This is a genomic window from Nocardiopsis ansamitocini (assembly GCF_030268225.1).
Classification (GTDB): domain Bacteria; phylum Actinomycetota; class Actinomycetes; order Streptosporangiales; family Streptosporangiaceae; genus Nocardiopsis_D; species Nocardiopsis_D ansamitocini.
Map to the genome: position 1 here is coordinate 298,624 of NZ_BSQG01000003.1, position 22,859 is coordinate 321,482.

19 protein-coding genes are annotated in these 22,859 nt (G+C 70.0%); 11 read left to right on the forward strand and 8 right to left on the reverse strand.

What is annotated here, in order from left to right; all coding sequences use genetic code 11:
* From QSJ59_RS11050 to QSJ59_RS11065, 4 genes are all read right to left on the reverse strand, one after another.
* On the reverse strand, nt 1-780 hold the full coding sequence (locus QSJ59_RS11050; protein WP_285759199.1) for an ABC transporter permease: 780 nt from the start codon (nt 778-780) through the stop codon (nt 1-3).
* On the reverse strand, nt 777-2,027 hold the full coding sequence (locus QSJ59_RS11055) for an ABC transporter ATP-binding protein (RefSeq protein ID WP_285759201.1): 1,251 nt from the start codon (nt 2,025-2,027) through the stop codon (nt 777-779). The genes QSJ59_RS11050 and QSJ59_RS11055 overlap by 4 nt, the downstream gene beginning before the upstream one ends.
* A complete protein-coding gene (locus QSJ59_RS11060; RefSeq protein ID WP_285759202.1) occupies nt 2,020-2,637 on the reverse strand; it encodes an ABC transporter permease in 618 nt (205 codons plus the stop codon). The genes QSJ59_RS11055 and QSJ59_RS11060 overlap by 8 nt, the downstream gene beginning before the upstream one ends.
* Before the next feature lie 245 nt (nt 2,638-2,882).
* A complete protein-coding gene (locus tag QSJ59_RS11065) occupies nt 2,883-3,422 on the reverse strand; it encodes a hypothetical protein (protein WP_285759204.1) in 540 nt (179 codons plus the stop codon).
* Nucleotides 3,423-3,822: 400 nt separating this feature from the next.
* On the opposite strand from QSJ59_RS11065, the gene QSJ59_RS11070 reads away from it, so the two are divergent.
* The 3 genes from QSJ59_RS11070 to QSJ59_RS11080 all read left to right on the forward strand — a co-directional run bounded on the left by QSJ59_RS11070 (nt 3,823) and on the right by QSJ59_RS11080 (nt 8,499).
* On the forward strand, nt 3,823-6,765 hold the full coding sequence (locus QSJ59_RS11070) for a penicillin acylase family protein (RefSeq protein WP_285759205.1): 2,943 nt from the start codon (nt 3,823-3,825) through the stop codon (nt 6,763-6,765).
* A gap of 148 nt (nt 6,766-6,913) precedes the next feature.
* On the forward strand, nt 6,914-7,354 hold the full coding sequence (locus QSJ59_RS11075) for an NfeD family protein (protein WP_285759206.1): 441 nt from the start codon (nt 6,914-6,916) through the stop codon (nt 7,352-7,354).
* 62 nt (nt 7,355-7,416) lie between these two features.
* Nucleotides 7,417-8,499, forward strand: coding sequence for an SPFH domain-containing protein (locus tag QSJ59_RS11080; RefSeq protein ID WP_285759207.1), 1,083 nt, complete (start codon nt 7,417-7,419; stop codon nt 8,497-8,499).
* Between the two features lie 138 nt (nt 8,500-8,637).
* Here the strand turns inward: QSJ59_RS11080 and QSJ59_RS11085 are convergent, their stop codons facing one another.
* Entirely contained in the window at nt 8,638-9,603 is a 966-nt protein-coding gene (locus QSJ59_RS11085; protein ID WP_285759208.1) for a quinone oxidoreductase family protein, read from the reverse strand.
* A 110-nt stretch (nt 9,604-9,713) separates the two neighbouring features.
* The gene (locus tag QSJ59_RS11090; protein ID WP_285759209.1) at nt 9,714-11,768 is read right to left on the reverse strand and encodes a serine/threonine-protein kinase; all 2,055 of its coding nucleotides are present in this window, start codon (nt 11,766-11,768) and stop codon (nt 9,714-9,716) included.
* Nucleotides 11,769-12,097: 329 nt separating this feature from the next.
* Between QSJ59_RS11090 and QSJ59_RS11095 the strand changes: the two genes are divergently transcribed.
* Both QSJ59_RS11095 and QSJ59_RS11100 read left to right on the forward strand, forming a co-directional pair.
* Nucleotides 12,098-12,367 (forward strand): DUF6504 family protein, encoded by a 270-nt coding sequence (locus QSJ59_RS11095; protein ID WP_349497201.1) that lies wholly within the window; start codon nt 12,098-12,100, stop codon nt 12,365-12,367.
* Nucleotides 12,368-12,436: 69 nt separating this feature from the next.
* Complete coding sequence (locus QSJ59_RS11100; protein ID WP_285759211.1) at nt 12,437-13,447, forward strand: LLM class flavin-dependent oxidoreductase; 1,011 nt, start codon at nt 12,437-12,439, stop codon at nt 13,445-13,447.
* A 64-nt stretch (nt 13,448-13,511) separates the two neighbouring features.
* Here the strand turns inward: QSJ59_RS11100 and QSJ59_RS11105 are convergent, their stop codons facing one another.
* Together QSJ59_RS11105 and QSJ59_RS11110 are read right to left on the reverse strand one after the other, a co-directional pair.
* Nucleotides 13,512-14,987: an amidase gene (locus tag QSJ59_RS11105; protein ID WP_432707466.1), complete on the reverse strand. Its 1,476-nt coding sequence runs from the start codon at nt 14,985-14,987 to the stop codon at nt 13,512-13,514.
* A gap of 162 nt (nt 14,988-15,149) precedes the next feature.
* On the reverse strand, nt 15,150-15,434 hold the full coding sequence (locus QSJ59_RS11110) for a hypothetical protein (protein ID WP_285759212.1): 285 nt from the start codon (nt 15,432-15,434) through the stop codon (nt 15,150-15,152).
* Nucleotides 15,435-15,585: 151 nt separating this feature from the next.
* Here QSJ59_RS11110 and QSJ59_RS11115 point away from each other — a divergent pair, with 151 nt between their 5' ends.
* The 6 genes from QSJ59_RS11115 to cobA all read left to right on the forward strand — a co-directional run bounded on the left by QSJ59_RS11115 (nt 15,586) and on the right by cobA (nt 22,846).
* On the forward strand, nt 15,586-16,383 hold the full coding sequence (locus QSJ59_RS11115) for a GNAT family N-acetyltransferase (RefSeq protein WP_285759214.1): 798 nt from the start codon (nt 15,586-15,588) through the stop codon (nt 16,381-16,383).
* Between the two features lie 110 nt (nt 16,384-16,493).
* Nucleotides 16,494-17,078 (forward strand): GNAT family N-acetyltransferase, encoded by a 585-nt coding sequence (locus QSJ59_RS11120; protein ID WP_285759216.1) that lies wholly within the window; start codon nt 16,494-16,496, stop codon nt 17,076-17,078.
* Nucleotides 17,079-17,121: 43 nt separating this feature from the next.
* Nucleotides 17,122-17,583 carry a GNAT family N-acetyltransferase gene (locus QSJ59_RS11125; protein WP_285759217.1) on the forward strand — a complete coding sequence of 154 codons (462 nt, stop codon included), beginning with the start codon at nt 17,122-17,124 and terminating at the stop codon, nt 17,581-17,583.
* 114 nt (nt 17,584-17,697) lie between these two features.
* Nucleotides 17,698-18,708, forward strand: a complete 1,011-nt coding sequence (gene cobC, locus QSJ59_RS11130; protein ID WP_285759218.1) for an Rv2231c family histidinol phosphate aminotransferase CobC — start codon at nt 17,698-17,700, stop codon at nt 18,706-18,708.
* 152 nt (nt 18,709-18,860) lie between these two features.
* Nucleotides 18,861-21,320 (forward strand): nicotinate-nucleotide--dimethylbenzimidazole phosphoribosyltransferase, encoded by a 2,460-nt coding sequence (gene cobT / locus QSJ59_RS11135; RefSeq protein WP_285759219.1) that lies wholly within the window; start codon nt 18,861-18,863, stop codon nt 21,318-21,320.
* A gap of 239 nt (nt 21,321-21,559) precedes the next feature.
* Nucleotides 21,560-22,846 carry a uroporphyrinogen-III C-methyltransferase gene (gene cobA, locus QSJ59_RS11140; RefSeq protein WP_285759220.1) on the forward strand — a complete coding sequence of 429 codons (1,287 nt, stop codon included), beginning with the start codon at nt 21,560-21,562 and terminating at the stop codon, nt 22,844-22,846.
* Nucleotides 22,847-22,859 lie beyond the last annotated feature (13 nt).

Here is a 22,859-nt window from a genome sequence, read left to right on the forward strand (position 1 = left end):
TCACAGTCCCTTCGGTTGCAGCGCCTTGGTGACCAGGCCCGCGATCCAGTCGACGAGCAGGGCCAGCAGGGCGATCAGGATCGAGCCGACCAGGAGGGTGACCGGCCGGCTCGTGTTGACACCGGCGACCACGATCTCGCCGAGTCCGCCGGCGCCGATGAATCCGGCCAACGCCGCTACACCGACGTTCAGTACCAGGGTCGTGCGGATGCCGGCGAGGATCACCGGCACTGCCAGAGGCAGTTCGATCTTGGCAAGTACCCGCCAGGCCGGCATGCCGATGCCCCGGGCTGCGTCGATGAGGGCGGCGTCCACCTGTTGCAGGCCGACCATCGTGTTGCGCAGCGCGGGCAGCACGCTGTAGACGACCAGCGCGATGATGGCCGGCCAGAAGCCGATACCGACGGTGGCCGCCAGCAGCACGATCGCGCCCACCGGAGGAGTGGCCTGGCCGACGTTGGCGATGCCCAGCACCGCGGGTGTGGACCACCGCATCCAGCGCCGGCTGACCAGGACCCCCAACGGCAGCGCGATGGCCAGCACCAGCACCGTGGAGATCGTGGTGAGCCCGATGTGTTCCCACAGCTTGTCCGCGAGGAAGCCGAGAGAGAGGGAGCGGGCCTCGGTGGAGTCGAGCTCGGCGAACCGGGTGTAGCCGATGGTGGCCGCACCGACCAGTAGGACGGCGAGAGGGGTCAGCAGCACGCGCCAGCGGGAGCCGATCGGGGCTTCCTGCTGTTGTTTCTCCTGTCCCCGGGGGGCCGTGACCGTCGTGCTCACACCGCCACCCCCGGCTGTGCCTCGGCGGCGCGCTGCTTGCGCTGCCGGCGCTCGCGCTCCTTGATCTCGGCGATCGCCTGCTGCACCGTGGACAGCGTCACGGCGCCGACGTAACGGCGCCGCCTGCCGACCACCGGTACGACCTCGGCCTCGGCGTTGAGCAGCGCCTCGACGGCTTCCTGGAGCGTGGCGCGGCCACTGATCACGGTGTCGAACAGGTCGTCCTCCCCCGCGGTCAGGTCGCCGATGGTGCCGGTCGCGCCCTCCAGGTCGGCCAGGCTCTCCCAGCGCAGCGGCCGGTCCTGGGCGTCCAGCACGATGACCCAGTCGCTCTCGGCCTCCTCCAGTTTGCGGCGCACGTCCGCGGCGGAGTCGGCCTCGGTGGCCCGCACCGCCTGCTCCAACGCGACGTCGGAGACGCGGGTGAGCTTCAGCAGTTTCATCGCCGACTCGCCGCCGATGAACTGTTCGACGTAGGAGTCGGCGGGGTTGGTGAGGATCTCCTCGGCGGTGGCGTACTGCACGATCTTGGAGCCGGTCCCCAGAATGGCGATGCGGTCGCCCAACTTGAGCGCCTCGTCGACGTCGTGGGTGACGAACACGATGGTCTTGGACAGCTCGTCCTGGAGGCGCAGGAGCTCGTCCTGGAGGTTTTCCCGGGTGATGGGGTCGAGCGCACCGAACGGCTCGTCCATGAGCATCACCGGCGGGTCGGCCGCCAGCGCCCTGGCCACGCCCACGCGCTGCTGCTGGCCGCCGGAGAGCTGACGCGGGTAGCGGTCGCGAAACTCGTCGGGGGCCAGTCCCACCAGCTCCAGCAGTTCGTCCACCCGGGCGCTGATGCGGTCCTTCTCCCAGCCCAGCATCTGTGGGACCTGCGCGATGTTGCTGCCCACGGTCAGGTGCGGGAACAGCCCGGCCTGCTGGATGACGTAGCCGATGTGGCGGCGCAATTCGTCGGGCTTCTGGGCGCGTGCGTCCAGTCCGCCGATCAGGATGCGTCCCGACGTCGGTTCGATCAGTCGGTTGATCATCCGCATGGTGGTGGTCTTGCCGCAGCCCGAGGGGCCGAGCAGGACGACGATCTCCCCCGCCGGGATGGTCATGGTCAGGTCGTCGACCGCGGCGCCCTTGGTGCCGCTGAAGCGTTTGACCACGTCGATGAGCTCGATCGGCACGCCGCCGGTCCGCTCGCCATCCGCGGCGAGCTCGGCCAGGGACTGCGGGGTTTCGGTGCTCTCAGGCATGGATACGGATCCCTCGTGAAGTGGTGAGTTTGCCGACCAGGACCAGCACGGCGTCGAAGATCAGCGCCAGGACGACGATGCCGATCACGCCGACGAGCGTGGCGTTGAGCGCGTTGGCGGCGCCCACCCGGGCAAGGCCGGAGAAGATCTGGTCGCCCAGGCCGGGGCCGGACACGAACGCGGCGATTGCGCCGATGCCCATGGCCAGTTGGGTGGCGGTTCGCACGCCCGACAGGATGACCGGCCAGGCCAATGGCAGCTGGACACGGGTAAGGACCCGTGTTCTGCTCATGCCGATGCCACGAGCCGCGTCCACGAGGCTGGAATCCACGCCGGTCAGCCCCACGATGGTGTTGCGCAGGATCGGCAGCAGCGCGTACAGCGTGATCGCCGTGACGCTGGGCCATACCCCCAGACCGAGCGGGACGACGAGCAGGCCCAGAAGGGCGAGCGACGGAATGGTGAAGATGAGGCTCGTCGTGCCGGTGGCCAGGGCTGTCGCGCGCTCGTTGCGGTAGACGGCGATGCCCAGGGCCACCCCGATCAGGGTGGCGATGAGTACGCACTGCGCGATCATGCTGGCGTGCTGCAGGGTCTGGAACGCGAGCATGTCCGAGCGGCTCGCGATGTACTCCCATAGGGTCACGGCGAACCCGCCCGCCGGAGTCGGGTGAGGGGGCTAGCTGCGATTTCGGTCATGAGCCCCGTTTTGACCAGCTGAAACCGAAGTACTCCCCCAAGCAGGGCAAAGTGATGGTTCTGTTATGCGTTTGCCAAGGCCAGGCCAATGGGTCGTGGTACCGCCGGCCCAACGCAAACCCTGCGGCCAGGCGGTATCACGGCCGAGGAAAGACCTCAGAACGCCAGGGTGCGCGCGTACTGGAATTGGTCGTGGATCTGGCGTGCCTGCCCGACCGAGTGCACCGGGATCTGGGTGGTGTGGAAGTTGTCGCCCTGGCGGACGCTGACCTGGATGCTGCCGCTCACGGTGGTCTCCTTCACCATCAGGAAGAAGAGACTGAAGACGCAGACGAAGAAGAAGCCGACGAGTGCGACGGCGATCGCCCAGCCGGGCATGTCGCGGCGGACGAACGTCATGTCGTTGAGCGTCCACATGCTGCCCTTGATCGGGAACACTCCGGCCGGCGTCATGACCGTGGACTGCGTCACGGTGATGTCGCCCAGTACCGCGAGCGGCTGCTCGGGGTAGGCCGGCTGCATCTGGGGCGAGTACCCCGGGGGCGCCTGGTAGCCGCCTGTCTGCGCGGAGTAGGGGGACAGGTGCGCGTTGGGGTTGGCGTCCATCGGCGGCGGGACCTGAGGGTTGGGGTGGCCGCCGGTGTTCCAGACGTTGGGGTCGCCCGCACCGTGGTGCGGGTCGGGGTAGTGGGTCATGGTGGCGATTCTCGCAAATCCGGCTGGCCGCGGTAGGCGATCCCGGGTCGGCGGCCGACCCGTTCCCGCCCTACGGGCGCCGCGGACGGGACAACCGTGATCTGCGTGGGCGCTTCTGGTGCACAGAGGGCACCTCTGCCGTCGTTCTTGTGGTCCACATCACTGGCAGTGGCCGGAAGTGGCCAGTGTCGTTGCTTTTCCCCCGATTGCGCGATTGCGGAGGGTTCTTGTCGTGTCACTCCTGGTCGTGCGGCCGAGGGGTGCGAGGTGCACGCCTCGCTCGGAAGGTGCCGTGTCGGAGGAGGCGGGGGCGGCGGCGAAGAAAAACATGAAACTCTTTCGCAAATCGTCCATGGCTACGTAACCTGCCGCCAACCCCGCGTGAACGGAGAGTGCGGATATGATCCAGCACGCTCGTGGACGTGCGGCCGCCGCGGCAAGTGTGGCGCTCGCGTGTCTGGTGACCGGCTTGGCGACGGCGCCCCCCGCCGCGGCCCAGCCCCGGCAGCCCAGCCCCTCCGAACTGATGGCGGCCGTCGAGGACTACTGCGGCGACGGGTGCCGCGACATCCTCGCCCCCGGCCAGAACGGCAACGCCACCCTCGTCGAGATCCTCGGCAACCAGGTGTTCGGCACCCGACCGGCGTTCTCCGACACCCAGCTGGAGGCGTACGACGACCTCCTGCACGACTACGACGGTCTCACCGACGGCGCGCTCGGCGACTACTACCTCGACGCCTCCTTCGGAGTGGACCCCGCCGACGTGGGGCGCACCTACCGGCCCCGCTCCGACGTCACCATCGTCCGCGACAAGCACCACGGAATCCCGCACATCTACGGCACCACCAGGGGCGGCACCATGTTCGGTGCCGGCTACGCCGCAGCCGAGAACCGGCTGTTCCTCATGGACCTGCTCCGCAACCTCGGCAAGGGCAAGCTGACCGCGTTCGCCGGCGGAGCGCAGAGCAACCGCGAGCTGGAACAGAGCCTGTGGGCCGGCGCCCCCTACACCGAGGCCGACAAACAGGCGCAGATCGACCGGGTGGCCGCATCCGGGCCGCGGGGACAGCAGGCGCTCGCGGACGTGGACGCCTATCTCGCCGGCATCAACTCCTACATCACCCGCTCCCAGCAGCCCCTGGTCTGGAACTATCCCGGCGAGTACGTGCTCGCCGGACACAAGGACTCCATCACGCAGGCCGGGACCATCCACCACTTCACCCGTACCGACGTCGTCGGGATCGCCGCGATGGTCGGCCTGCTCTTCGGCGGCGGAGGCGGCGGCGAGGTCCAGTCCGCGCTGCTCAAGTCCGCCTTCCAGGACCAGTATGGTCCGGAGGAAGGCGAACGGGTCTGGCGGACCTGGCGGACGGAGAACGACCCCGAGGCGGTCACCACCGTCTCGGGCACCTTCGACTACGCCCAGACCCCCGACGACGCAGTCGGCCAGGTCCTTCCCGACCCCGGGTCGGTCGTGGACTACGACCTCGTCCACGACGCCACCGGATCGGCTGCCGCCGGCGCCACCGCCGCCCCACTCGCCGCTGCCGCACCGGAGGAGGGGCAGAACGGTTCCGCAACCCTTGCCGACCTCCCCGAGCAGTCCAGGAAGAAGCTCGACCAACTGATCGAGGACGGGGACCTGAGCTCGGCCGAGGGCATCTTCAACAATGGGGTGCTGCCCGCCGACCTGTTCGAGGGCGAACCCAGCATGTCCAACGCCGTCGTCGTCGGCGGGGAGCACACCCGGGACAACAACCCCGTCTCGGTCTCGGGCCCCCAGACCGGCTACTACTCGCCCCAACTGCTCATGGTCCAGGAGTTGCAGGGCCCCGGGATCAGTGCCCGCGGCGCGTCCTTCCCCGGAGTCAGCTTCTACGTACAGATCGGCCGTGGCGCCGACTACGCCTGGAGCCCCACCTCCGCCAACCAGGACATCACCGACACCTTCGCCCTCGAACTGTGCGAGCCGGGCGGCGGGCAGGCCGACCTGGACACGCGCCACTACCGCGACGGCGCCGACTGCGTGGCCTTCGAAGAGCTCAGTGTCACCAACAGCTGGTCGCCCACCGTTGCCGACCAGACCCCCGCCGGCTCCTACCGCCTGACGTCACTGCGCTCCGCGTACGGGCTCGTCGACTCCTTCGGGACCGTCGGGGGAGTCCCGCACGCGTTCGTCCTGCGCCGGTCCACCTACCAACACGAGGTGGGATCCATCATCGGGTTCCAGAAGTTCAACGATCCCGAACTCATCACCTCGGCGACCGCCTTCCAGGAAGCCTCGACCGACATCGGCTACGCCTTCAACTGGCACTACAACGACGCCGACGACATCGCTTTCGTCAATTCCGGGCTCAACCCGGTGCGTCTGCCCGGAACCGATCCCAATCTGCCCATCGCCGTCGACTCGGCGGCAGGCTGGGCGGGCTGGAACCCCGCCGACAACTCCGCCGACTACACACCGCTGTCCCAGCATCCCAACGCACTCAACGACGACTACTACGTCAACTGGAACAACAAGCCCGCCCCCGGGTACACCTCCGGGTACGCCACCGGTTCGGTGCACCGCGCCGACCTGCTGGACGACCGCATCGGTGCGCTCGTGGGCTCCGGGAACCCCGTCACGGCCGCGCAGGTCGTCCAGGCCATGGAGGACGCGGCGAACGTCGATCTGCGCGGTGAACAGGTACTCCCCGAACTCCTGGCGGTCCTCGAGAGTGAACCCGTCACCGACCCCGCTCTCGCCGCCACCATCGCCGAACTCCGGGTGTGGATGGAGTCGGGGGCCAACCGGCGCGAACCCACCAAGGGAGCGGGGACCTACGCGCACTCCCGGGCGATCCGCGTCATGGACGCTTGGTGGCCGCGACTGGTGGAGGCCCAGTTCCGGCCGGGGATGGGCGACGACCTCTACACCCGGATGACCTCGGTCGCCCAGATCGACGAGTCCCCGTCCGGATTCACCGGGGGCGGGGGGACAGGCGGGATCAACCAGGGCCAGGCCCACAAGGGATCCAGTTTCCAGTACGGCTTCTGGTCCTACGTGGACAAGGACCTGCGGGCCGTCCTCGGTCAGGACGTCCAGGGGCCGTTGGGAGACGCCTACTGCGGTGGCGGCGAACTCGCCGCGTGCCGCACGGTTCTGGTGGACTCCCTGACCGCTGCCGCTGCCGTACCCGCCAATCAGGTCTATCCCGGTGACGCCGAGTGCGCTGCCGGCGACCAGGTCTGCGCGGACTCGATCGTGCACTCCAGGCTCGGTGGCATCAACCTGAACAGGGTGGCCTGGCAGAACCGTCCCACCTATCAGCTCGTCCACCAGTTCGGGGCGAGACGGAACTGAACCGCCTGTGCAGCCGTTGTAATGGGTGCCGGAACATTCCGGCACCCAGCACCCGATCCGGGTACAGACAGATTCCTCGCAGGTGTGATCCCGGGCTCATCGGGGGTAGTTCTACGGCATACCCGCCACATGACGGGAGGGCGATTCCATGCCGGTGTGGGTTCTCTGGCTGATCGCGGGCGCGGCGCTGGGCGTCGCGGAAGTATTCACCCTCACTCTGTCCCTCGGCCTACTGGCCGCAGCAGCCATCGTCGCCGGAGTCGTCGGGGCACTCGGTCTGGGAGTGGCGTTCCAAGTCGTCGCTTTCGTCGCCACCGCCTCGGCCGGCCTCCTCGTCGTCCGCCCCATCGCCCGTCGGCAACTGGGACAGCCGCCCCTGCTCCGCTCGGGGACCGACGCCCTGGTCGGTCGCTCCGCTGTCGTCATCCAGGAGATCGCCGCCGACCGGGGCCGGATCAAACTCTCCGGAGAGGAGTGGTCGGCCCGCGCGCTGGACGACACGCTGACGATTCCCGCGGGCGCCCAGGTAGATGTCATGGAGATCGAAGGCGCCACCGCGGTCGTCTATCCGCGGGAGATGCTGCCCTGACCCCTGGCATCGCGATCTAGGGCTCGCCAGAGCCACCGATCTGGAAAGGAGCGGCGTACGCAATGGAGATCCTGTTCATCGCATTGGCGTTCATCGCGGTCATCGTGGTGGTCTCCACGGTGCGAATCGTGCCGCAGGCCCGTGCCTACAACATCGAGCGTTTCGGTCGCTACATGCGAACCCTGCAGCCCGGACTCAACTTCATCATCCCGGGCGTGGACCGGGTCAACACCAAGTTCGACCTGCGCGAGCAGGTGTTCACCTCGCGGCCCCAGCCGGTCATCACCGAGGACAACCTGGTCGTCAACATCGACACCGTCCTCTACTACCAGATCACCGTGCCCAAGTCCGCGGCTTATGAAGTGGCCAACTACCTTCAGGCCATCGATCAGCTCACCGTGACCACCCTGCGCAACGTCATCGGCGGGATGGACCTGGAACGCACGCTGACCTCGCGCGAAGAGATCAACTCCCGGCTGCGCGGGGTCCTGGACGAGGCCACCGGCAAATGGGGGATCCGGGTGAACCGGGTCGAGATAAAGGCCATCGATCCTCCGCCCTCCATCAAGGAGGCCATGGAGAAGCAGATGCGTGCCGAGCGCGACAAGCGCGCCACGATCCTGCACGCCGAGGGTGAGCGCCAGTCGCGCATCCTGACCGCCGAAGGCGCGCGTCAACAGGCCATCCTGGAGGCACAGGGAGCGCAGCAGTCCGCCATTCTGCGCGCCGACGGTGAGGCCAAGGCCATCGAGCGGGTCTTCCAGGCGGTGCACGCCAACAACGCCGACTCCAAGCTGCTGGCCTACAAGTACCTGGAGACGTTGCCCAGCCTGGCCCAGGGAGAGGGCAACACCTTCTGGGTCATTCCGGGCGAGCTCACCCAGGCCATCCAAAACGTCAGCAAGGCGTTCGGGCCCGACGCCGGTGATGCCTCGGCGCAGACGCGGCACACGCCGGGCGACGACGAGGACACCCGGGAGGCGGAAGGGCCGCAACAGCTCACCTCGGGCGACCCGGCCGATTCCACGGCCCTGCAAGCGGCCACCGAGGCGGCCGAGAACGCGGAGGCCGCAGTGGCCGAGGCCAAGGCGGAGGCAGACGCGGCGTCCAACCCCACCACCCTGTCGGGTAAGCGCATCACCTAGATCCGCCGGGACGGCCCCGGTGCCGCGTTCCTCGATTCGAAAACGCGGCACCGGGGCCGTCCGCCGACACGGCTGCGATGCCGTGGGGCCCTCGACCGGGCGGGTGCTCGTGCCGTCGGCAGCCGAGCCGGATCGGGATCAGACCAGGAGAAGTTTGCCGGTGGTCGCGCGCGCGGCAAGGTCGGTGTGCGCCTTGGCCGCCTCGTCCAACGGATAGTGGCCGCCCACGTGCACGTTGAGACTGCCGATCCCCACCAGGCCGAGCACATCGGTTGCACGTTCGAGCAGTTCTGCGCGTTCGGCCGTGTAGTGCACCAGGGTGGGCCTGGTCAGGTAGACCGATCCGGCGCTGTTGAGGCGCTGCGGGTCCACCGGGGGCACCGGTCCGCTGGCCTGCCCGAACAGGACGAGCACACCGCGCGGGCGCAGACTGGCCAGGCTCGCGTCGAAGGTGTCGGCCCCCACACCGTCGTAGACCGCTGCCACACCGGCGCCGTCGGTCAACCGCGCGACCTCCTCGGCGATGTCGGACTCGGAGTAGCGGATGATCTCGTCTGCCCCGGCGTCCCGGGCCTGCTTCTCCTTGGCCTCGGTGGAGACCGTGCCGATCACCCTGGCGCCGCGCAACTTGGCCAACTGGGTGATGAGGAGTCCGGTTCCGCCCGCGGCGGCGTGGACCAGTACGGTGTCGCCCGGTTGGATCGAATACGTGGAGTGGGTCAGGTAGTGGGCCGTCAACCCCTGGAGCAGTACGGCGGCCGCCTGCTCGGTGCTGACGCTGTCGGGCAGCGGCACGAGGGCGTCGACCGGGACCACCGCGCGTTCCGCGTAGGAGCCCGCCACCGCCACCGAGCCGACCCGGTCGCCCACCGCGAACTCGGTGACGCCCTCGCCGACCGCGCTCACCCGGCCCGCGCCCTCACTGCCGGGGGTGAAGGGGACGGACATCGGGTAGGCGCCGGAGCGCTGGTAGATCTCGATGAAGTTGACCCCGCGGGCCTCGATGTCCACCACGACCTGTCCCGGTCCTGCGACGGGGTCGGGCGCCTCGGCCGGGCGCAGTACCTCAGGACCGCCGGTCTCCCCAATGACAATCGCGCGCATACCCGTCAACTCCCTGCTGTTCGTCTGGACACCCATCGTGGGGTGGCCCCGGGCCCGGTCGCGGCCGTGCCGGGGCCCACCCCATGATGGGTGCAATGGTGTGGTGGCGGCTAGTTCGACGAAGGTGTCGCGATCGGGTTGTTCCCGTCGACGGCGCCCAACTGGTAGAGCGCGAAGTCGTCGAAGGCGACCTGGGTGAGTCGGCCGCCCTGCCCACCGGCCACGGCGAGTCCGGGGGAGGGGCCTTCACCGGTCGAGGGCAGTGGCTGTTCGTCCACCGCCTCCAGCACGTGCTCGCCGTTGACCCACAGGTTGAGGGTCATCGTCGCGGCGGTCTCGTCCAGCTCGCAGGAGAAGTCCAGTTTGTTACGGGGGGAGTCCGCGCCCCGATCCCCGGAACCGTTCTCCGCGGGAGCGAAACCGGGGACAGGGTCTCCGCCGACCCTGTTCAGGCTCCGTGATCCGCCTTCGCCGGCCTCGCGCCGGATCTCCGCCTCTGCTCCGTCCACCCGTACGTAGGCCCGGTAGTAGGTGGAGTCGTCGTCGTTCTCGTACTTGAAGCAGGACAGGCCGAAGGCGCCGTAGGCCGGTCCGCTCTGGACGACCGCCGTGGCGCTGACCAGGACCCGGGAGGGGACGCCCAGGATCTCGGGGTAGGCGCCGCTGGAGACCTGGCGGTCACCGTCCGCGGACACGACGAACGTGTCGTCCTGGTAGCCCACCCAGCTGCTGTTGCTCCCCGGGTCGAACTCGCGGTCGGGCCAGGCGTTGTCCTGGACGGCGAAGTCGTGACTGTAGAACTCGGTCCCGGTGGGAACCGGGGGGCCGCCCCGCAGCCAGATCCCACCGGCCACCGCCGCACCCGCCACCACGAGGGCCAGTGCTGCGGCGCCGACCCACTTCGTCGGGAAGGGGGTGCGGCCTGAGACGACGCCACCTCCGGGCGGGGTGGGGCCGCCGAAGTCCCCGTTGCGGGTGTCCCCCGGGTACCCGTAGGGCGGCTGCCCGTTGTAACCGTGACCGCCCTGCCGGCCGGGCGGTGGATAACCGCTCCCGGGGTACCCGAAGCCGGGCTGGTTCGGTCCTGAAGGCCCACTGTAAGGGGGCTGCGGGGGACGGGCCGCCGGGGCCGGAAGCGCGTTGGTGCGCTGCTGGGCGAAATCGGTGGTGGGCTCTGCGGGAGGCGAGCCGTCGGGCCGGAGACCGCCGGGCGCCGGTGGAGTCGCGCCGGTGGGCTCCGCCGGGCGCGGACCGGTGTCGGGGATCACGGATCGGTTGGTCGAGGGCGGGGTCCAGGAACGCACCACGGTTTCGTCGATCACCGCGGGGCTGGGGGACTCCTGGCCGATCAGGATGTTCAGCAACTGCTGCGCGGTGGGGCGGTTCGCCGGCGTTTTGTCCAGCGCCTGTCGGACGAGCCCCAGCAGGTGGGGGTCGAGACCGGTGAGGTCCGGCTCCATCGAGATGATCTGGTGCAGGACCGCGGGCACGGTGGGCCCGTCGAAGGGCGTCCTGCCGGTTCCGGCGAAAGCGACGAGACAGCCCCAGGAGAAGATGTCGGCGGGCGGGGCCACCGAATCCCCGGAAATGAGCTCGGGGGCCAGGTAAGCGGGGGTCCCCATCAGTTGACTCGACCGGGTGACCGAGCCGTCGGCGTCCATCGCCCGTGCGATTCCGAAGTCGATGACCTTGGGCCCGACCGAGGACAACAGCACGTTGGCGGGTTTCAGGTCGCGGTGGACCACACCCGCACCGTGGATCGCGCTGAGTGCGGCGGCCACCCCCATGGCCAGACCCTCCAGGGTGCCTCCTGCCATCGGGCCCTCGCTCTTGACGGCCTCGGCGAGGGTGGGGCCGGCCACGTACTCGGAGACGATGAAGAGGGGGTCGCCTTCGAGGCGGGCGTCGATCACCGAGGCGGTGGAGAAACGGGCGACGCTGCGCGCTGACCGGACCTCGCGGGAGAAACGGCGCCGGAACGCCTCGTCGTCGCTGAGGTCGGGGCGGATCAGTTTCACCGCCACGTTGCGGTCCGCGGAGTCCTTGGCGAGGTAGACCGTTCCCATGCCGCCCTGGCCCAGGCGTCCGACGATGCGGTACCCGCCCAACTCGGTCGGATCACTCGTGCGGAGGGGTTGGGTGCGCTCGTGCCCGTTTGGCGTCACAGTGATGGGTTCCTTTGGGGATCGCGTCATTCGCGCCTCACAGCGTATCGACCTCTGAGGGGCATCCCCGGGGCCGCTCGGGAAAGGGGCGCAGGTCTACGGGGGTGCGTCCCCAGAAGCTAACCATGGCCGGGTGTTTTGCCGCGAGCCGGGAGGAGGCGCCTGCCGGTTGTCCGGTGCAGTGGTTCTCGGGACGGGGGCGCGGGCGGATCGCTTCTCGCTGTCAGTGGCCTTCGCTATGATTAGTACATACGTTCGATAATGTTCGAGTGTGTCGCCGACCAGCCGGACGGCACGCAAACTCCTTGGGTCGGGTGAGGACGGTGGTGGTGGCTCGTGTCTACGGAGTGCCGGTGCGGGTGTGGGAACACGGCGGGCGACCTGCACGTTTCGTCTGGGAGGGGCGCGTATACGTGGTGCAGCGCATCATCGACCACTGGGTGACGCCGCGTTCGGGTGCTGCTTCCGCCAAAGGACAGGGCCCGACCGCTCGTTCGTCCTGGCGCGTGCAGGCGGGGGCGGGGGCCGCGTCGGGGCACTACGAACTCAGCCACGACTCCGTGAGCGGCGCCTGGCTGCTCGCCAGGGTCGCGGAGTAAGGAATCACCTGCGGCCGGGGCGTGTTGAGGCCACTGTCACGACCCCGGCCACGAGGAGCCAACCCCATCATGCTCAAGGCGTCTGTCCTCGACTACGTGCTGAGCCCGCCAGGCGTCAGCGCCCACGAAGCGTTGACCGAGGCGGTGCGCTCCGCAGTTCTCGTCGAGCAACTCGGTTACGAGCGGCTGTGGTTCTCCGAGCACCACAACTCGGCCGGCCTGGCGTGCAGTGCGCCCGAGTTGATCATCGCGCGGGTCGCCGCCGAGACCTCGCGTCTTCGCGTGGGGGCGGGCGGCATCATGCTGCCCAACCACGCGCCCCTGAAGGTCGCCGAACTGTTCCACACCCTCGAAGCCCTCTATCCGGGGCGCATCGACCTCGGCCTCGGGCGTGCCCCGGGGACGGACGGCGCCACCGCTATGGCTCTGCGCGGATCGCGTCGAGCCGTCGTCCAGGTCGATTTCGACTCACTCGCCGAGGAACTGTTCGGCTTCCTGGACAACAGCTTCCCGCTGGGCCACCCGCTCGCCGACATCGTGGCCTCTCCGGCGGTCCCGGCACCGCCGCAGGTCTGGATGCTGGGCTCCAGCGACTACGGCGCCACTTATGCGGCGGCGCACGGTCTGCCCTTCTCCTTCGCCCAGCAGATCAACCCCGACGCGGCAGTCGCCATGCTGCGCCGTTACCGCGACACCTTCCGCCCCTCCGAACGCGCGGCCACGCCCTACAGCAGTTTCTCGGTCGTCGCCTTCGCCTCCGATGACGACGAGGAGTCGGAGGACTTCGCAGCCTACTGGGCACTGACCATGACCAAGCTGCGCTCCAACGTACGCACCCCCACCAGTCTGGACGAGGCGCGCGCGTTCCGTACGGGGGAACGCTATGCGTCCATTCGCGCGGCCATGGCCGATCGCCTGTTCACCGGAACCCCCGACGAAGTGGGTGCGCGGGTGCGGGCGGTCGCGGAACAGGCCCGGGCCGACGAGGTCGTCCTGGCGGTCCCCATGCCCGACCCCCTGCTGCGGCACAAGGCGCTGCGCCTGCTCGCCACGGAGTTCGCCCTTCCCGCGGGTGGTTGATCTCGCTCGACCCGGGCGGTGTGGACCTTCTTGACGAAGGTCCACACCGGCTTCCGCCACCGCTTCAGGACAACGGCGGCCGTCGCTCGCCGAAGCGTGTGGCTGCCTCGAAGGCCCGGCCCACTTCCAGTACCCGGCGCTCGGCCAGGTGCGGGCCGACGATCTGTACCCCCACCGGAAGCCCCGATTCCGTGAACCCCGCCGGCACCGACAGGGCCGGGCAGCCGGTGACGGAGATCCAGTACGCCGAGCGCATCCAGTCCAGGTAGGTCTGCTGCACCTGGCCGTCGATATCGGTGGGGTACTCCTGGGCGGCATCGAAAGGGGCCACCTGGCTGACCGGCAACAGCAGCACGTCGTAGCGCTCGAAGAACACGCGCACGCGGTGGAAGAGTTCGGTGTGCAACCGTTCGGCACGGGCGAGGTCGGGGCCGGTGAGCCTGCGGCCCGCTTCGATGTTCCACACCACCGACGGCTTGAGCTTGGACCGGTCCGCGTCCAGCAGCGCACCGAAGTTGCTCTCGAACACCCAGGCGCGCAAGGTTCGAAACACCTCGTCGGCGCCGCTGAGGTCAGGCGCGTCCAGCTCTACCGTGCAGCCGAGGTCGGAGAATGTGCCCAGCTGCGCGGTCAGGGTCTCCACTACGGCCCGCTCGCAGGTCAGCGCCCCGTTCAGATCCGGTGACCACGCCACGCGCAGTCCGCTCAGCTCGCGGTCCAACGGACCGGCGGAGGGATCGAAGACGCTTCCGGGCTCGGCGACCGCGATCGGACTGCGCGAGTCGGGGCCGGCCAGTACCGACAACAGCAGGGCGGTGTCGCCGACGTCACGGGCCATGGGGCCCTGGACCGAGAGGGTCGACCAGCCCAGCGGTTCCGGGTGGGCCGGCACCCGGCCGGGGGAGGGCCGTAGTCCCACCACATTGTTGAACGAGGCCGGATTGCGGAGCGAGCCGCCCATGTCGGAGCCGTCGGCCAGGGCGTGCATGCCGCACGCCAGAGCAGCGGCCGCGCCCCCGCTGCTGCCGCCGGCCGACCGGCTCGTGTCGTAGGGGTTCACCGTGGTGCCGAACAGGGTGTTGAACGTGTGCGATCCGGCCGCGAACTCGGGCACGTTGGTCTTGCCGATGGTGATCGCGCCCGCTGCGCGCATCCGTTCCACGATCAGCTCGTCGTGGTCGGGAACGTGGTCGGCGAAGAAGGGCGAGCCGAAGGTGGTGCGGACACCGGCGGTCGCATGGGTGTCCTTGTGCGCGATCGGCAGGCCGTGCAGCGGACCCGGGGTCCCCCCGGACGCCATGAAGTCGTCCGCCGCCGCCGCCTCCTCCATCGCGCGTTCGCCGCACACGGTGACCACCGCGTTGATCCGGGGGTTCACCTCCTCGATCCGTGCGAGGTGGGCCGCGACGACCTCGCGCGCGGAGATCTCCCGCTTCCGCAGCATCCGGGCCAGTTCCCGGGCGGGACGGTAGACGATCTCCTCGTGCATCGCGCGCTCCTTCTCGGGGGTGCAGGCCACCATCCCAGCCTGCGTTTCCACCGTGAACTACGGTAGCGATTGCCGGAAAAACAAGGTTTGTTGGGCGATATTTGCGGTCGGTTCCGGCCGATGGGAGCTGTTTCGCCGTCATCGCGCGCAGCTCCGGCTGCGCGATCGACCGCCGTGCGTTCTCCCCGGGGCCGTGCCACGGTACGAGGCGGCTCAGTCCCCTCCGCCGCCACCGCTGTCGCCACCGCTGTCGCCTCCGCTGCCGCCCGAGTCCCACGACCCCCAGGCCCAGGCCCCGCCGCCGTCTCCGCCCCCGCCCCCTCCGCCCCCTCCGCCCCCTCCCGATGGGCGTCGCCGCGCGGGTCCGGCGCTGTCGCGTGTCCGGCCTGCGCGGGAGACGAGTACGACCACGACCAGGGCCACCAGGGCGATCGCGGTCACGAGGACGGCGACGATGACCAGGGGGGTGAAAAGAAGGGTTGAGACGGGGGTCTCCACGGACGATGCTCCAATGTGCGAGTCCTGTACGGTCGCGGACAAAAGGATCTAACCAGGTGGTGCCGTGGTGTTCCACCCGTTCGGCGCAGTGATGCGGCCGGAGTCGGCCGATTCCCTGACCGTGCGGATCCGTGCCGCTACGGTGAACGCCATGACTGACCTGCTGGCCGGAGCCGTCGACGAGGCCGTTGAGGCGTTCTGGGCGCTCGGTGGAGAGACGCGCGCCCTCAACGGCGCGCACCTCGTGCGCAACCGGTCGGCCGGCCACGTGGGTTTCGCCAACTTCGTGACCCGTCTGGTGGGTGACGACCCCGTTCAGGTCGCCGACGTCCTCGGCCGGGCCTGGGAGTGGATCGGTGCACCGTCGGCCCGGGTCCAAGTGGGAGCCAGTACCCCACCCGCCACCGAGGCGGCGCTCGTGTTGAAGGGGTGGCGCCACAACGCCACCCGGATCGCGCTCGTGGGAACCGCCCCACCGCCCGCCCGGCACGCCGACACCGAGGTCCGTTCGGTGGACAGCCCCGAGGACTGGGCCCGTCTGGCCGAGCTGTTTCGCGCCGACCACGAGGAAGAGGACCGGTCCAGGGGCAGGCTGCCGCGCCCGATCGAACACACCGAGCAGGCGGTGCTCGTGCGCAGGGCCAAGACACCCGACGTCCATTACTGGCTGGCCTGCAAGGACGGGGTCGCCTGTGGTTTCTTCTCCTCCTGGCAGGGGGCAGGCGTGCTGTCGGTGGTCGAGGACCTCTTCGTCCATCCCGACCACCGCGGAGGCGGAATCGCCGACCAGCTGCTGCGCCACGCCACAGTGGATGCGGGGCTCAACGGCGCACGCCCGGTCCTCGTTCTCCCCGATGCAGGGGACCGGCCCAAGAACTTCTACCATCGCCGCGGTTTTCGCCCGGTGTCCACCATCCGTTACTACGCGCCTCCGGATCGACGGGTCTGAGGGGCGTTGTCGCCTGTTCGACCTGGCACACTATGGGCGCTGTGCCCGACCACGGGGAAGCGGCCCGTGTCGTGCCCACAGCCAACCGTTTCGACCGGAGAGAACATCCGTTGAATCCTGACCCCATCTGGCCCAGCGTCATCCTGGAGACCGACCGATTGGTCCTGCGGGCCTTCACCGCCGATGACGTGGATGACGTCTACCGAGCCGCCAACGACCCCGTCACGCAGCGCTGGGTTCCGCTGCCCGAACCAGGCCGGCGTCCCTACACCCGCTCGGACGCGGAAGAGTGGTGCACGGTCATCGCCCCGCATATGCGCGCCAGCGGTGACGGTCAGCAGTGGGCCGTGGTGATCCGCGACACGGGCGAGTTCGCCGGCGCGTTCGGTCTGGTGCGCACCCTCTGGCGCGCGCGCACCACCGAGATTGGCTATTGGACGGCTCCGTGGGTCCGCGGCAAGGGCGTTGCCACCGAAGCCGTCGCGGTGATCGCCCGCTGGGCATTGCTGGAGCAGTCTTTCGAGCGGGTGGAGATCAAAGCGGCCACCGCCAACACCGCCTCCCGCAGGGTCGCCGAGAAGACGGGCTTTCTCTACGAGGGCACCGAACGCAGTGCGATGCCCCTGCACGAAGGGCGCGTCGACCTCGCCGTCTACGGCCTCGTCCGCGCAGATCTGACCCACTCGGATTCATGACCCGCCCGCGTGTCCCGGCTCGTCTTTTGACATCCTGTGACACGTGAACGAATTGAACATCCGCCGTGCCGCGCCCCGGGACCTGCCCGCCATCGTCGCCCTTCTGGCCGACGACGAACTGGGCGCGGCCCGGGAGAACCCCGGGGAGCTGGGGCCCTACCGAGAGGCGTTCGCCGCCATTGACGCCGACTCCCACCAGATCCTCGCTGTTGCCGAGCAGGACGGTGATGTGGTGGGCACCCTCCAGCTGACCTTCCTGCCGGGGCTGTCGCACCGGGGAGCGACCCGCGCCCAGATCGAGGCGGTGCGGGTGCTCAGCGCACTACGGGGCAAAGGGCTCGGTTCCCAGCTCGTCACCTGGGCGGTGGGCGAGGCGCGGAAGCGCGGCTGCCTGATGGTCCAGCTCACCTCGAACGCCTCCCGGGCCGACGCCCACACCTTCTACGAGCGACTGGGGTTCACCCCCTCCCACATCGGGTTCAAGATGGCGTTGGGGCAGGATTGACCTTTCGGTCAACGGTCGGTGCGGGGTGAGCGCGAACAGGGCGGAGCCGTCGGGCCGCAGGGATGCGACGGGCAGCGAGGCGGCCACCGCCGTCGTCACGGAGGGACCTCCACCATGGTCGATCTGCGTCACCACGGTGATCGCGAGGTCGCCCCGGGCATGGTGGACTTCGCGGTCAATGTACGGGTTGCGACTCCGCCGCGCTGGCTGGCCGAACGCCTTGCCGCCTCCGTCACCGACCTCGCCGCCTACCCCGACCCCGGTCCCGCCCGCGCAGCTGTGGCCCGCCGTCATCGGCGCGACCCCGCAGAGGTTCTTCTGACCGCCGGTGCCGCCGAGGCGTTCGTCCTGTTGGCCAGGGCCCTGAACCCACGCCGCGCCGTCGTGGTGCACCCGCAGTTCACCGAACCCGAGGCCGCGCTGCGCGCAGCCGGACACCGGGTGGACCACGTCGTTCTCACCGGTGGCTTCACCCTCGATCCGGCCCTGGTCCCCACGGACGCCGACCTCGTCGTGATCGGCAATCCCACCAACCCCACCTCGGTCCTGCACCCCGCAAAGACCCTGGCCGGGCTGGCCCGCCCCGGGCGCGTCCTCGTCGTCGACGAGGCGTTCGCCGACTGCGTGCCGGGGGAGGCGGAGTCCCTCGCCGCGCGGACCGACCTCCCCGGTCTCGTCGTCGTGCGCAGCCTCACCAAGACGTGGGGACTTGCGGGATTGCGCGTCGGCTATCTGCTCGCCGCACCCGAAACGGTCGGGGCCCTGGCCGCAGCCCAACCGCTGTGGTCGGTCTCCACCCCGGCACTGGTGGCCGCGGACGCGTGCAGTTCTCCACGAGCCCTCGCCGAGGCCGACGCCTGGGCCGGTGCCCTCGGTCCTCTGCGCGACGACCTCGCCGTCCGCCTCCGAGAGCTGGGTCTGACGGTGACACCGAACCCCCGAGCCTCGTTCGTACTGGTGAACGCGTCGGGAGCCGATGGGCTGCGTCGGAGGCTCAGAGACGAAGGTGTCGCCGTTCGCAGGGGCGACACTTTTCCCGGACTGGGACCCGACTACGTGCGGATCGCGGTGCGAGACTTCGAGACCAACGCACGGATGACCCGAATTCTGGCAAAGTTGCTCTAGCCCGGGTGCGCCCGGCCGCCGGCGCCATCGCCCGTTTCCAGGGCCCTATCAGCGAGTGCTGTCGGAGAAGACCGCGGTGCGACGACCGCGCAGTCCATTGGGGGACGACATGCCGACGACGAGACCGCAAACCGTGACCGCGGAGGATCTCCATGACTGGTGACGACCGCGACAGCGGCGTGGCAGAACCCGAGGACGGGCGGGGGCGCCCCCAGGGGCGCTGGGACGTGGTTCCCCCGTCCGGCGACGCCCTTGCCGGCGGCCTCCTGGACGACCTGCCCGAGCAGGGGAGAGGCGCCGGCGCGTTGCGCTACCCCGCTTTGCGCACCCCGCAGGCCGCGCCCCGCCGCCCCGGCCTCAACCCCGACCGCCCGCCTGTCGATCCTCTGCCGCGGGTCGCCCAGTGGTCCCCGTTCTCCCAGCAGGGCCGCCCTTCCGTCCCGGCCCCGGAGGAGCCATCGGAGCCGCCTCCTGAGCCGGTTCGCCAACCCAACGTGATTCCGTTCCGCAGTGCGACCGTCGAGCGCACGCTGCCCCCGCGCCAGCCGGTGCAGCCGTCCCCGCCAAGCGACTCCGTGCCACCGCCCCCTGCGCCGCCCCAGGACGCCCCCGCGCCCTCCGTGCCAGCCGAACCCGAGACCGATGGTGAAACAGTGAACGCAGCAGCCGCCGCGGTCCCCTTTCCGGACCCCGTTGAGACCGAGCCCGCGACAGAGGAGCCGGTCCCCGCGCTGCTGGAGCCGGCTCCCGCCGCCGAGGCCGCCCCCGAGGCCGCCCCCGAGCCGCCGGAGCCGCCCGTGCCGCCTGTGCAGCCCGCGTCGACCCCGCGTCCCGCGCCGCTCCAGCCCGGGCCCCAGTATTTGGAGCAGAGCGCCGCGCCGGCGGCACACGCCTATTCCGAGGCCGAGCGCGCGACCGTCTACCGGGCCATTCGCGAGCGTCGCGACGTCAGGGCCGGTTTCCGTCCCGACCCTGTCCCCGACGCGGTCCTGACCCGGGTCCTCCAGGCCGCCCACCAGGCGCCGTCGGTCGGCTTCTCCCAACCCTGGGATTTCGTCGTGATCAGCGACTCCGAGGTTCGCACCCGGGTGCGCGACCTCGTCCAGCGCCAGAGCGAGGACTACGCCCGGGCTCTGCCCGGGGCCCGGGCCCGCGCGTTCTCCGGTCTCAAGGTCGAGGCCATCTTGGACACCCCGGTCAACGTCGTCGTCACCGTCGACCCCACCCGCGGTGGGCGTCCGTCGCTCGGTCGCCACGCCCAGCCGCACGCGGCCGGCTACTCCGCGGCCCTGGCGGTCGAGAACCTCTGGTTGGCGGCCCGTGCAGAAGGACTCGGCGTCGGCTGGGTCAGTTTCTCCGCTGAACGCGAGCTCGCCCGCGCGCTCGACCTTCCCCCCCATCTCCAGGTGGTCGCCTACCTCTGCGTGGGGTACGTGGAGGACTTCCCGACCGAGCCCGAACTGTCCCTGGGCGGTTGGGCGCAGCGTCGCCCCCTCTCCTGGGCGGTGCACCACGACCACTACGGCCAGCGCGGCCTGCCCGGCGAGCAGCCCACCAGCCTGCTGGAGGAGACCGTGGCCGCCATCGCGCCGCTCAACCAGCGTGCGGTGGGCGAGGCCCGCGACCGCCAGGCCCGCATGACCAAGCCGGCCGGATCGTTGGGTGTTCTGGAGGACCTGTCCGCGCAGCTGGCCGGACTGACGGGGGAGTGCCCGGCGCCGTTGCCGGAACCGGCGACCGTCGCGGTCTTCGCCGCGGACCACGGGGTCGAGGCCCAGGGGGTCACCATTTGGCCCCGGGAGGTCACCGCGCAGATGGTGCGCAACTTCCTGGCCGGGGGTGCAGTGGTCAACGCCTTCGCCGCGCAGGTGGGGGCGGAGGTCACGGTCGTCGACGTCGGTGTGGTCGAAGACCTGCCCGAGGGGCCGGGGCTGCTGCCGCGCAAGATCGCGCGCGGTACCGCCGACATGACGCTGGGGCCGGCCATGACCCGGACCCAGGCAGGGTATGCGCTCGAAGCCGGGATCGAGGTCGCCCGCGACCTCGTGGCGGCCGGCAACCGCTGCTTGGTCACCGGTGACATGGGGATCGCCAACACCACGGCTTCGGCCGCGCTCGTCGCGGCGTTCACCGGACAGGACCCGGCCGTCGTCACCGGCCGTGGAACCGGGGTGGACGACGCCATGCACGAGCACAAGATCGAGATCGTGCGTGCGGCACTGCGGGTCAACTCCATCGATCCCCACGACCCGGTCGGAGTGCTCGCAGCAGTCGGGGGTCTGGAGCATGCCGCGCTCACCGGGTTCATCCTCGGTGCGGCAGCTCTTCGGGTCCCCGTGGTGATCGACGGCGTGATCGCGGCCTCGGCCGCACTGGCGGCCGTGGCGCTGGCCCCCGACGCCGTGCACGCCTGCATCGCCGGCCACCGCTCGACCGAGCCCGGCCACACCGTCGCCCTCGACCACTTGGCCCTGCGGCCTTTGGTGGACCTGGAGATGCGGCTCGGCGAGGGGTCGGGCGCGCTACTCGCGGTTCCCCTCGTCCAGGCCGCTGCACGGGCATTGCGTGACGTCGCCACCTTCGACGACGCAGGGATCGCCCAGCGCGGCTAGTACCGGGAGCGTCCCGCCGCAGAAGCGGGGAAGGGGCGCTCCCGACGCGCGGGTGTGACCCGGGAGGGAAGCAGTAGCGGGGCGCGGCACGGTATTTTGGGCGTGTCCGGCAATAAAGGCTGCATGGCCCGGGTCGGGGCGGATCCGCCGGGACACGCGCCCCGTTCGCCCGGTCGGCGCAGGCCCGGGCGGCCCGCTGCGGTTCGCAGGCGAGGCATCGACATCTGGAGGCTGTCTCGATGACGTATCTTCTCGGCCTGCGCCTGGAGGGACGCGACGTGCTGGTGGTCGGCGGCGGTCACGTCGCCCAGCGGCGCGTTCCCGTCCTGCTTCGGGCCGGGGCCCGCGTCACGGTGGTCTCCCCGGAGCTCACCGCGACCTTGGAGGACCTGGTCACGGCCGGGCGGCTGGTCTGGCACCGGAGGCGTTACCGGACCGGAGACCTCACCGATCCGCGGTTGGGCGCTTTCTGGCTGGTCCACGTTGCCACCGACGTCCGAGACGTCAACGAAACCGTCAGCGCCGAGGCCGAGGCCGCGCGCATCTGGTGCGTACGCGCCGACGACCGTCATGCGGCCACCGCCTGGACCCCGGCCAGTGGGAGCACCTCGGGCATCACCGTCGGCGTCATCGCGGGGGGAGACCCCAGGCGGGCAGCCGGACTGCGCGATGCCGTTGTCGACGGGCTCGCCGACGGGACACTGGACGCCCGCAGAGGGCGTGAACGGATGCGCGGTGTCGCGTTGGTCGGGGGTGGGCCGGGCGACCCCGGTCTGATCACGGTGCGCGGCCGTCAACTCCTGGCGCAGGCCGATGTCGTCGTGGTCGACCGCCTGGCCCCGATGAGCCTGCTGGACCAGTTGCCAGGGGAGGTCGAGATCATCGACGCCGCCAAGATCCCCTACGGTCGCTCGATGGCTCAGGAGGCCATCAACGACGTTCTCGTGAACCGCGCCGAACAGGGCAAGTTCGTGGTGCGGCTCAAGGGCGGCGATTCCTTCCTCTTCGGCCGCGGGGGGGAGGAAGCCGCAGCCTGCATCGCACGCAATATCCCCGTCACCGTGGTGCCGGGGGTGACCAGTGCGCTGGCAGCCCCCGCCAGCGCGGGGATCCCCGCCACCCATCGGGGTGTCGCCCAGCACATCCACATCGTCTCGGCCCACGTCGCCCCCGGGGACGAGCGTTCCACCGTCGACTGGGCCGGCCTAGCGCGTTCCGGTGGCACGATCGTCGTCCTCATGGGGGTCGAGCGCATCGGCCGTATCGCCGACGCCCTCATCGGGTACGGTCGCGATCCTGAGACTTCCGTCGCCGTTGTTCAGGACGCCACTCTGCCGACCCAGGCGACTCTCCTCGCCTCGCTGGCCACGGTGGAGACGGCCGCGCGCGAAGCGGGGGTCAGGGCGCCGGCGGTCGTCGTCATCGGAGAAGTGGTGAAGGCGGCTCAGGAGCTTGACATACTGCACGGGGGTCAATACACCACGGACCTGTCGACCTCGACGGGGCGGCCGGCCGACCAGGAGTGATATGTGGCCTAGG